This is a genomic window from Streptomyces sp. NPDC021096, from assembly GCF_040641275.1.
Taxonomy (GTDB): domain Bacteria; phylum Actinomycetota; class Actinomycetes; order Streptomycetales; family Streptomycetaceae; genus Streptomyces.
The window spans coordinates 616,139-628,378 of the sequence record NZ_JBFADG010000002.1 but is presented as its reverse complement, the minus strand read 5'-3'; the positions used below and the strand labels follow the sequence as shown (position 1 = coordinate 628,378).

The 12,240-nt window shown below is 73.1% G+C and carries 1 protein-coding gene (running past one end of the window); it reads left to right on the top strand.

Going from position 1 to position 12,240, the window contains the following annotated elements:
• Positions 1-147 precede the first annotated feature (147 nt).
• A protein-coding gene (locus tag AB0G59_RS06410; RefSeq protein ID WP_360908596.1) for a type I polyketide synthase crosses the window boundary here: on the top strand, positions 148-12,240 show its 5' portion. It continues 16,647 nt past the right edge of the window; only the first 12,093 of its 28,740 coding nucleotides appear in the window; the start codon lies at positions 148-150; the stop codon falls past the right edge of the window.

The window sequence follows — 12,240 nt, the reverse complement described above, 5'->3', positions numbered from 1 at the left end:
CTCGGCACCCTCCACACCCGCGGCCTCACCATCGACTGGCCCACGCTCTTCCCCGGCGCACACCGCATCGAACTCCCCACCTACGCCTTCCAGCGGGAACGTTTCTGGCTGGAGTCCGCTGCCTCCGTCGAGTCCGCCACGAGCGCTGTGGACGCCGCGTTCTGGGACGCGGTCGAGCGCGGCGACGTGGAGGCGCTGGGCATCGACGCCGACCGGCCCATGAACGAGGTGCTGCCGGCGCTGTCGTCGTGGCGGCGGGCCTGGCAGGACCAGTCGGTCGTCGACTCCTGGCGGTACCGGTTCGCCTGGACCCCTGTCACCGGGGTGTCTTCCGAACCGAAGCCGACCGGTTCCTGGCTGATCGTGGTCGAGCCGGGCGGCAGGACGGGCGACGCCGACATGGTCGTCACCGCGCTGCGCACCGCCGGCGCCGATGTGCGCGTTACGACGGTCGCGGAGCTGGACGGCGGCGACGACGCCCCGTCGGCGGGTGTGGTCTCCCTTCTGCCCGTCATCGAAACGGTCTCCCTCGTCCAGGCCCTCGGCACGGCGGGCATCGACGCCCCCCTGTGGTGCGTCACCCGCGGCGCCGTGTCCGTGGCCGACGGCGATGTGGTGGATCCTCACCAGTCCGCGATCTGGGGTCTCGGCCGGGTGATCGGCCTGGAGCGGCCGGACCGCTGGGGCGGTCTGATCGACCTGCCCGGCGAGCCGGACGAGCGCGCCGGGCAGCTGCTGGCCCTGGTCCTCGGCGGTGCCACCGGCGAGGACCAGGTCGCCATCCGTGGCGCCCAGGTATGGGCGGGCCGGCTGCGGCGTGCGGCTTCGGCCGGCAGTGCGCCCGTGGCCTGGCGTACTGCCGGAACCGCACTCGTCACGGGCGGGACGGGCGCACTGGGCGGTCATGTCGCCCGCTGGCTGGCGGGCACCGGCGTCGAGCACATCGTGCTCACCGGCCGCCGGGGCACCGACGCCCCGGGCGCGACCGAACTGGTCGCGGAACTTGAGGCGCTCGGCGCCCGGGCCCGGGTAGTCGCGTGTGACGTGGCGGACCGGGACGCGGTCGCCGCACTGCTCGGCACGATCCCGGATCTGCGTGTGGTCGTGCATGCCGCCGGGGTGCCCAGCTGGGGCGCGGTGGACGGCGTGACCGCCGGCGAGTTCGAGGCCGGCATGCGGGCGAAGGTCGCGGGCGCGATCCATCTCGACGAGCTGACGCGCGAGGTGGATCTGGACGCGTTCGTCCTGTTCTCGTCGATCGCCGGCGTGTGGGGTAGCGGCAGCCAGTCGGCGTACGCCGCGGCCAACGCGTTCCTGGACGGACTGGCGCATCGTCGGCGGGCCGACGGCCGCGTGGCGACGTCGGTGGCGTGGGGCATGTGGGCCGGCGGCGGCATGGCCGCCGAGGGCGCGGACCTCCTCGCAGGGCACGGGCTCCTGGGCATGGCGCCCGACCTGGCGGTCACCGCGCTGCGGCAGGCGCTGCACGGCGACGAGACGGCCGTCGTGGTCGCGGACGTGGACTGGGCACGCTTCGGGCCGCGGTTCACGGCCCTGCGTCCGAGCCCGCTGCTGAGCGAGCTGCTGACGGACACCGCCGAGCTGGCGGCACCGGCCGGCGAGTTCGCGCTCCGCCTCCGTGGCCTGTCCGAGGCAGAGCGGAGCCGCGCGGCCGTGGAGCTGGTGCGTACCGCCGCGGCGGCGGTGCTGGGGCACCCGGGCCCCGAAGCGGTCGATGCCGCGCGGACCTTCCAGGAGATCGGCTTCGACTCCTTGACCGCGGTCGAGCTCCGCAACCGGCTGACCACCGCCACCGGCATCCGCCCGCCGGCCACGGTCATCTTCGACTACCCGACGCCGTCGGCGCTGGCCGCGTATCTGGTCAGCGAGGTGCTGGGCGCTCCGCAGGAGATCGTGCCGGACACGTCGGCAGTGGCTCCGGCGGACGACGACCCCATTGTGATCGTCGGTATGAGCTGCCGCTATCCGGGCGGCGTAGCGTCGCCCGAGGACCTGTGGCGGCTGGTCGACTCCAACGGCGACGCCATATCGCCCTTCCCGACGGACCGCGGCTGGGACCTGAGCGGCCTCCACGACCCGGCCACCGGCCGGCCGGGCGCGTCGTACGCCCGCGTGGGCGGCTTCGTGTACGGCGCGGGCGACTTCGACCCCGGCTTCTTCGGGATCTCGCCCCGCGAGGCGACGGCGATGGACCCGCAGCAGCGACTGCTGCTGCACACCACGTGGGAGGCGTTCGAGCGGGCAGGTATCCCGGCCTCCTCGGTCAGGGGCAGCCGGACCGGCGTGTTCGTGGGCGCGTCCTCGCAGGGCTACGGCGCCGCGGCGGCGTCCGAGGGTTACTTCCTGACCGGCAGTTCGAGCAGTGTCATCTCCGGGCGGGTGTCCTACACCTTCGGGCTCGAAGGTCCGGCGGTGACGGTGGACACGGCGTGCTCGTCGTCGCTGGTCGCGCTGCACCTGGCGGTGCAGGCGCTGCGGTCCGGGGAGTGCTCGCTGGCCCTGGCCGGCGGCGTCACGATCATGGCCACTCCGACCGCGTTCGTGGAGTTCTCGCGCCAGGGCGGTCTCGCGGCCGACGGCCGGTGCAAGTCGTTCGCGGCGGCCGCGGACGGTACGGGCTGGGCCGAGGGCGTCGGCATGCTCCTCGTGGAGCGGCTGTCGGACGCCGTCCGGAACGGACACCGGGTCCTGGCCGTGGTGCGGGGCTCCGCCGTGAACCAGGACGGTGCCTCGAATGGTTTGACGGCCCCGAACGGGCCCGCGCAGCAGCGGGTCATCCGTGCCGCGCTGGCGAACGCCGGTCTGACGGCAGCGGATGTCGACGCGGTGGAGGCGCACGGTACGGGTACGACGCTGGGCGACCCCATCGAGGCCCAGGCGCTCCTGGCCACGTACGGCCAGGACCGGGACACGGACCGGCCGCTGCTCCTCGGCTCGGTGAAGTCCAACATCGGGCACACGCAGGCTGCCGCGGGTGTGGCCGGTGTCATCAAGATGGTCATGGCGATGCAGCACGGAGTGCTGCCCCGGACCCTCCACGTCGACGAGCCGTCGACGCACGTCGACTGGGCCACGGGATCCGTGGAACTGCTCACCGAGCAGACCGACTGGCCCGAGACGGGTGCTCCGCGACGTGCGGGCGTGTCGTCCTTCGGCGTGAGCGGCACCAACGCCCACGTGATCCTGGAGCAGCCGTCGGCAGCGGCCGAGCCCGAGACGGATCGGGGCGAACTGCCGGCGATTCCGTGGGTCCTGTCCGGCGCCGGTGAGGACGGCTTGCGGGCGCAGGCCGACCGATTGAAGTCCTTCGTGAACGACAACCCGGAGCTGGATCCGGCGGACGTGGGCTGGTCGCTGGCCTCGTCGCGTGCGGCGCTGTCGCATCGCGCGGTGGTCGTGGGCACGAACCGCGACGAGCTCCTCGCAGGCCTCGAATCGCTGACTGTCGGTGTTCCGGTGGCCGGTGGACTGGGCGTGCTCTTCACGGGCCAGGGCTCCCAGCGACTGAGCATGGGCCGCGAGCTGCACAGCGCCTACCCCGTCTTCGCCCAGGCGTGGGACGAGGTCTGCGCCGAGCTCGACCGCCACCTCGACCGACCCCTGCACGAAGTGGTCTGGGGCGACAACGCCGACCTGCTCGGCGAGACCCTCTACACCCAGGCGGCCCTTTTCGCCCTCGAGGTTTCGCTCTACCGCCTCGTCTCCTCGTGGGGAGTGAAGCCGGACCACCTCCTCGGCCACTCGATCGGCGAGCTTGCCGCCGCCCACATCGCAGGCGTCTGGTCACTCGAAGACGCCGCACGCGTGGTCGCGGCACGCGGCCGTCTGATGCAGGCGCTGCCTGTCGGCGGAGCCATGGTCTCCGTCGCCGCCCCCGAGGGTGACGTGCTCCCCCTCCTCACCGACGGCGTCACCATCGCCGCCGTCAACGGCCCCGAATCCACCGTCATCTCCGGAGACACAGAGGCCGTCGAGGGCGTTGCCGACATCCTCTCCTCTCGCGGGGTCAAGACCCGGCGTCTGTGGGTCAGTCATGCATTCCATTCGCACCGGATGGACGCGATGCTGGACGACTTCGCCACCGTGCTGAACACCGTCGCGTTCCACTCCCCCACCCTGCCCATCGTCTCCAACGTCACGGGCACCGTCGCGGGCGACGAACTGCTCACCGCCGAATACTGGGTCCGTCACCTCCGTGAGACCGTCCGCTTCGCCGACGGCCTCACCACCCTCCGCACCCTCGGCACCACAACTTTCCTCGAACTCGGCCCCGACGGCAGCCTGACGTCACTGGCCGACGGCGACGGCGTACCCGCCCTCCGCCCCAACCGACCCGAGGCAACCACCCTCCTCACCGCACTGGGCACCCTCCACACCCGCGGCCTCACCATCGACTGGCCCACGATCTTCCCCGGCGCACGCCACGTCGAACTCCCCACCTACGCCTTCCGGCAGGAGCACTTCTGGCTGGAGCCGGCTGCCGACGCCGAGCCCGTCACCAGCGCGGTGGACGCCGCGTTCTGGGACGCCGTCGAGCGTGGCGACCTGGGCTCCCTCGGCATCGACGCCGACCGGCCGTTCGGCGACGTACTCCCCACGCTGTCGTCCTGGCGCCGCCGTCGGCAGGAACAGTCGTTGGTGGATTCCTGGCGGTACCGGACGCACTGGACTCCCGTCACAGGCGTTCCCGCGCAGTCGCCGCTGCCCGGCACCTGGTGGGTGGTCGGCGAGGCGGGCGACGACGTGGCTGCCGCGTTGTCGGCCGTGGGAGCCGACGTCCGAGTCGTCACGGCCCCCGAGGACCTGGGTGACGACGCCCCGGTGGCGGGTGTGGTCTCCCTTCTGCCCGTCATCGAAACGGTCTCCCTGGTCCAGGCCCTCGGCACGGCGGGCATCGACGCCCCCCTGTGGTGCGTCACCCGCGGCGCCGTGTCCGTAGCCGACGACGACGGAACGGTCGACCCGGACCAGTCCGGGATCTGGGGTCTCGGCCGGGTGATCGCGCTGGAGCACCCCGACCGCTGGGGCGGTCTGATCGATCTCCCCGCGCAGGTGGACGAGCGCGTCGCGGCGTCGTTGTGCGCGGTGCTCAGCGGCGCGACCGGTGAGGACCAGGTCGCGATCCGGCCCACGGGAGTGTGGGGCTGCCGCCTGAGCCGTGCGGCTGCGGCAGCGCACGAGCCCGCTGCGTGGCGCGGCCGGGGTGCCGCGCTGGTGACCGGTGGTACGGGGGCGTTGGGCACCCATGTCGCCCGCTGGCTGGCAGGCACTGGCGTCGAGCACATCGTGCTCACCGGCCGCCGGGGCACCGACGCCCCGGGCGCGACCGAACTCGCCGCCGAACTGGAGGCACTGGGCACCCAGGTCACGGTCGCTGCCTGCGACGTGGCCGACCGCGACACGGTCGCCGCACTGCTCGACACGCTCCCCGACCTCCGGGTCGTCGTACACGCCGCGGGCGTCCTCGACGACGGCATGCTGGAGTCGCTGACCCCGGAGCGCGTCCACGAGGTCATGCGCGTGAAGGCCGACGGCGCCCGGCACCTGGACGAGCTGACCCGTGACCGCGACCTGGACGCGTTCGTGCTGTTCTCCTCGGCCTCCGCGACGCTGGGCAACGCCGGTCAGGCGAGCTACGCGGCCGCGAACGCCGTACTGGACGGGCTGGCACGACAGCGCCGGTCCCAGGGCCTGACCGCCACCTCGGTCGCCTGGGGCGCCTGGGCCGGGACGGGCATGGGAGCGGGGCACGCGGGGGCCATGGCGCCCGCGCTGGCGCTCACCGCACTCCAGCGTGTGCTGGACGACAGCGAAGCCGTGGTGCTGGTCGCGGACGTGGACTGGGAGTCGTTCGGCTCCCGCTTCACCGCGGCCCGGACCGGCCCCCTCCTCACCGCACTCCTCGGTGCGGGGCACCTCCGGTCGGCGGACGACACGGCCGGTGAGTTCTCCGGCCGCCTGCGGGGCCTGCCTCCGGTCGAGCAGGAGCGAACGGTCCTCCAGCTGGTGCGCGGCCAGGTCGCCGCGGTCCTCGGCCACGCCGCACCGGCGGCGGTCGACACCTCGCGCACGTTCCAGTCGGTCGGCTTCGACTCGCTGACCGCCGTCGAGCTGCGCAACCGGCTCACCGCGGCGACCGGAGTGCGCACACCCGCCTCCGTCGTCTTCGACTACCCCACACCCGAACTCCTTGCCAGGTACCTCCTGGACGGGATTCTCGGATCACAGGCGACGGCCGCTTCCCCGGCCCCGGGGGCCGGAATGCCGGCTCCGGTGGACGACGACCCGATCGTGATCGTCGGCATGAGCTGCCGCTTCCCGGGCGGGGTCGACTCTCCCGAGGAACTGTGGCGCCTGCTCGACTCGGGCACGGACGCCATGTCGGCCTTCCCCTCGGACCGCGGCTGGAGCATCGCCGACGGGACCGACGGCGTGCCGGTGCGGGCCGGTGGCTTCCTCTACGACGCCGCCGACTTCGACCCGGGCTTCTTCGGGATCTCGCCGCGCGAGGCCATCGCCATGGACCCGCAGCAGCGACTGCTGCTGGAAACGGCCTGGGAGGTCTTCGAGCGCGCGGGCATCTCCACGGACTCGGTGCGGGGCAGCCGTACGGGGGTGTTCGTCGGTACCAACGGCCAGGACTACGGTGCCCTGGTCGGCAACGCCCCTCAGCGTGCCGACGGCCACCTGGCGACCGGCAGCGCGGCGAGCGTGGTGTCCGGCCGGGTGTCCTACACGTTCGGCCTGGAAGGCCCGGCGATCACCGTGGACACCGCGTGTTCGTCGTCGCTCGTCGCCCTGCACCTGGCCGTACAGGCGCTCCGTTCGGACGAGTGCACCCTGGCGCTGGCCGGTGGCGCCACGGTGATGGCCACCCCCACCGCGTTCGCGGAGTTCTCCCGCCAGGGCGCGCTGTCCGCCGACGGGCGCTGCAAGGCGTTCGCGGCGGGTGCGGACGGTACGGGCTGGGGCGAGGGCGTCGGCATGCTCCTGGTGGAGCGGCTGTCGGACGCCGAGCGCAACGGCCACCGGGTCCTGGCGGTCGTACGCGGCTCCGCCGTCAACCAGGACGGCGCCTCGAACGGTCTGACGGCCCCGAACGGTCCCGCGCAGCAGCGGGTCATCCGCCAGGCACTGGCCGGCGCGGGCCTGTCGCCGCAGGACGTGGACGCCGTCGAGGCGCACGGTACGGGCACGACTCTGGGTGACCCCATCGAGGCCCAGGCGCTCCTGGCCACGTACGGCCAGGACCGGGACACGGTCCGGCCGCTGCTGCTGGGCTCGGTGAAGTCGAACATCGGGCACACCCAGGCCGCGGCCGGCGTCGCCGGTGTCATCAAGATGGTGCTGGCGATGCAGCACGGAGTGCTGCCCCGGACCCTGCACGTCGACGAGCCCACCCCGCACGTCGACTGGACGACCGGCTCCGTCGAGCTGCTCACCGAGCGGACCGACTGGCCGGTGACCGGCGAGGCCCGCCGCGCGGGTGTGTCGTCGTTCGGCGTGAGCGGCACCAACGCCCACGTCATCCTCGAGCAGGCACCCGTGGTCGCCGAGCCCGAGGAGGCTCGCACCGAGCCGTCGGCCGTGCCGTGGGTGGTGTCGGCCCAGGACGAGGCGGGTCTTCGCGCGCAGGCTGCACGGCTGCGGTCCTTCATGGAGGCCGGAGCGGACCCGCACCCGGTGGACGTGGCATGGTCGCTGGCGTCGACTCGTTCCCCGCTGTCACACCGCGCGGTCGTCGTGGGCGCGGGTCGCGAGGACCTGTTGCGCGGACTGGACGCGGTGGCGGGCGGCGCGCCGGCCCCGGGCGTGGTGACCGGCGTGGCCGGGTCCCCGTCCGGCGTCGTGTTCGTCTTCCCCGGTCAGGGGTCCCAGTGGACCGGCATGGCGCTGGAACTCATCGAGTCCTCACCGGTGTTCGCCGGACGCATGCGGGAGTGCGCCCAGGCGCTGAGCCCGTTCGTCGACTGGTCGCTCCTCGACGTGCTGTCGGACGAAGACGCCCTGCGTCGGGTCGACATCGTCCAGCCCGCCCTTTGGGCCGTCATGGTCTCGCTCGCCGAGCTGTGGCGCTCGTACGGTGTCACTCCGGCAGCGGTCGTGGGCCACTCCCAGGGCGAGATCGCGGCGGCGTGTGTCGCGGGCGGGCTCTCGCTGGAGGACGGCGCTCGGATCGTCGCCCTGCGCAGCAAGGCTCTCCTGGCGCTGTCGGGTCAGGGCGGCATGGTGTCCGTACCCCTGCCCGCGCACCAGCTGCGCGGTCGTGACGGACTGTCGATCGCGGCTGTCAACGGGCCGGCCTCGACGGTCGTCTCGGGCGACAACGACGTGCTGGACGCGATCCTGGCGGAGTTCCCGCAGGCCAAGCGCATCCCCGTCGACTACGCCTCCCACTCCGCCCACGTCGAGCAGATCGAAGCCGAACTGGCGCAAGCACTCGCGCCCGTCTCGCCCCGCACCGGCGAGGTCCCCTTCTACTCGACCGTCACCGGACATCTGACCGACACGGCAGAACTGGACGCGGCCTACTGGTACCGCAACCTCCGCCACACCGTCGAGTTCCAGAGCACCATCGAGAGCCTGCTCGCCCTCGGCCACACCGCGTTCGTCGAGGCGAGCCCGCACCCCGTTCTCGCGGCGGGGGTGCAGGACATCGCCGACGCGGCCGGGACGGGTGTCGTGGCGACCGGCTCCCTGCGCCGCGACCACGGCGGACCGGCGCAGTTCCTGACCGCGCTGGCCGAGCTGTCCGTGCACGGTGTGGCCACCGACTGGACGCGGGTATTCGCCGGAACGGGCGCTCGCCGGGTCGATCTGCCGACCTATCCGTTCCAGCGGGAACGTTTCTGGGTCGAGCCGAGCACTCCTGCCATGCCACCGCTCGCGGAAGCGGACAGTGAATTCTGGGCGGCGGTCGAGCGGGAGGACGTCGAGTCGCTGGCGACGGCCCTCGGGCTCGACGGCGAGCAGCTGAGCGGGCTGCTGCCCGCGCTGTCGGCCTGGCGCAGGCAGCGGAACGAGCGCTCCGCGCAGGAGTCGCTCCGGTATCGCATCGACTGGAAGCCGCTGACCGGCAACCAGACCGCAGCCCTGTCGGGTTCGTGGCTGGTCGTGGTCTCCGAGGCCGACGTCGAGCACGAGTGGGTCACGGGCGTGACCGAGGCACTGGCCGGCCACGGTGCCGAGCCGTCACTGCTCGTCCTCGCCGAACCCGAGCTGGACCGCGCCGCGCTGGCCGAGCGCCTGCGGGAGTCGGCGGACGCCGTCGGCGTGGTGTCGCTGGTGGCTCTCGACCGCCGGCCGCATCCCGACTTCGCGTCCGTGCCGGTCGGTTTCGCCTTGACGGTGCTGCTGTCGCAGGCCCTCGGTGACGCCGGCGTGGAGGCTCCCCTGTGGGGTGTGACCCAACAGGCGATGTCGACCGGAAGCGCCGATGTCGTCGGTGCGCCGGAGCAGGCCCTGGTATGGGGTCTCGGCCGGGTCATCGCCCTCGAACAGCCCCTGCGCTGGGGTGGACTGATCGACCTGCCGGAGGGTGTGGACGACAGGTCCCGCACCCAGCTGGCCCGGGTGCTGTCCGGTGCGACGGGTGAGGACCAGGTCGCGATCCGGGCGGCGGGCGCCTACGGGCGCAGGCTCGCCCACGCCCCCGTCCTCAACCCCGAGGCACCCGCCTGGCAGGCCGCAGGGACCGTGCTCGTCACCGGCGGCACCGGGGCCCTGGGCGGCCACGTCGCCCGATGGCTGGCCGCCCAGGGCGCCGACCACCTCGTCCTCACCAGCCGCCGGGGCATCGACGCACCCGGCGCGGCCGAGCTCGTCCACGACCTCGAGGCGGCCGGCACCAAGGTGACCGTCGCCGTCTGCGACGTCGCCGACCGCGACCAGCTCGCCACCCTCATCGACGAGATCGGCCCGCTCACAGCGGTCGTCCACACGGCCGCCCTGCTGGACGACGCCACCGTCGACTCACTCACCACCGAACAGCTCCACCGCGTGCTGCGCGTCAAGGCCGACGGCGCCGTCAACCTGCACGAACTCACCCGCGACATGGACCTGTCCGCCTTCGTGCTCTTCTCCTCCCTCTCGGGGACGGTGGGCACTCCCGGTCAGGGCAATTACGCGCCGGGCAACGCGTTCGTGGACGCACTCGCGGAATACCGCCGGGCACAGGGCCTCGTGGCCACCTCCGTGGCCTGGGGCCTGTGGGCCGGCGGCGGCATGGGAGAAACGGAAGCCGGCGAAGTCGCCCGACGCCACGGCGTCCCCGCGCTCGACCCCGGCCTCGCCGTCGCCTCCCTGCGCACCGCGATCGAGCAGGGCGACGCGGTCGTCACGGTCGCCGACATCGACTGGGAGCGCCACTACGTCGCCTTCACCGCGACCCGCCCCAGCCCCCTCCTCACCGACCTGCCCGAAGTACGGCAGCTGGCCGAGGCGGGAGCGGGGACGGTCGGGGACGAGGTGGCTCCCGGCCGGTCCGCGCTGGTCGAGCGGCTGGTCGGCCTCGACAGGGCCGAGCAGGACCGGCTCCTCCTGGACCTGGTCCGCCGGTACGTGGCGGTGGTCCTCGGACATTCCGCGCCGGACGCCGTACAGGCCGACCGCGCGTTCAAGGACCTCGGCTTCGACTCCGTGACGGCCGTCGAGTTCCGCAACCGGCTGGGCGCCGCGAGCGGCCTCCGGCTCCCGGCCACGACGGTCTTCGACCACCCGACCCCGATCGCGCTGGCCCGGTACGTCCGGACCGAGCTGCTCGGCGCCGCGGCCGCGAACCCCGTACGGAGCGAACCCGCCGGGCAGCCGGTGGACGACGACCCGATCGTGATCGTGGGCATGAGCTGCCGCTTCCCCGGCGGAGTCGAATCCCCCGAACAGCTGTGGCGCTTCCTCGCCGACGGCGCGGACGCCATGTCCGACTTCCCCGAGGACCGCGGCTGGGACCTGGCCTCCCTCTACCACGACGACCCCGACCACCAAGGCACCTCCTACACCCGCGTAGGCGGCTTCCTCGACAACGCCACCCAATTCGACGCGGAGTTCTTCGGCATCTCCCCGCGCGAGGCGACGGTCATGGACCCGCAGCAGCGGCTGCTGCTGGAGGCGTCCTGGGAGGCCTTCGAGCGGGCCGGGATCGATCCGTACTCGCTGCGCGGCAGCTCGACCGGTGTCTTCGCCGGCACGAACGGCCAGGACTACGTCAGCCTGCTGAGCGGCGACCAGCCCCAGGAGTTCGCGGGGCATGTCGGTACGGGCAACTCGGCCTCGGTGATGTCCGGCCGGGTCGCCTATGCGCTCGGGCTGGAGGGCCCGGCGCTGACGGTGGACACGGCGTGCTCGTCGTCGCTCGTCGCCCTGCACCTGGCGGTCCAGGCGCTGCGGAACGGCGAGTGCTCCCTCGCGCTCGCCGGCGGTGTCACCGTGATGGCGACGCCGGGGCTCTTCGTCGAGTTCTCCCGCCAGCGCGGCCTGGCCACCGACGGCCGCTGCAAGGCCTTCGCCGGAGCCGCTGACGGCACCGGATTCTCCGAAGGCGTCGGCATGCTCCTCGTCGAGCGCCTCTCGGACGCCGAACGCAACGGCCACCGGGTCCTCGCCCTCGTACGCGGCTCCGCCGTCAACCAGGACGGCGCGTCCAACGGCCTCACCGCCCCCAACGGTCCGTCGCAGCAGCGCGTCATCCGTGCCGCACTGGCCAACGCGGGTCTGGCGGCGGCTGACGTCGACGCCGTCGAGGCACACGGCACGGGCACGACCCTGGGCGACCCCATCGAGGCCCAGGCGCTCCTGGCAACCTACGGCCAGGACCGGGAACAGCCCCTGCTGCTCGGCTCGGTGAAGTCGAACCTCGGCCACACCCAGGCCGCAGCCGGTGTCGCCGGCGTCATCAAGATGGTGCTGGCGATGCAGCACGGCGTACTGCCCCAGACCCTGCACGTCGACGAACCCACCCCGCACGTCGACTGGACGACCGGTTCCGTCGAGCTGCTCACCGAGCAGGCGGAATGGCCCGCGGCCGACAGGCCGCGGCGGGCCGGCGTGTCCGCGTTCGGCGTGAGCGGCACCAACGCCCACGTCGTCCTGGAGCAGGCGCCGGAGGCGCCGGCCGGGCCCGCGGTGGAGCGGGCCGAGCTGCCGGTGGTGCCGTGGGTGCTCTCGGGTGAGGGCGAGGCCGCGCTGCGGGCGCAGGCCGAGCGGCTGCGGTCCTTCGTCGAG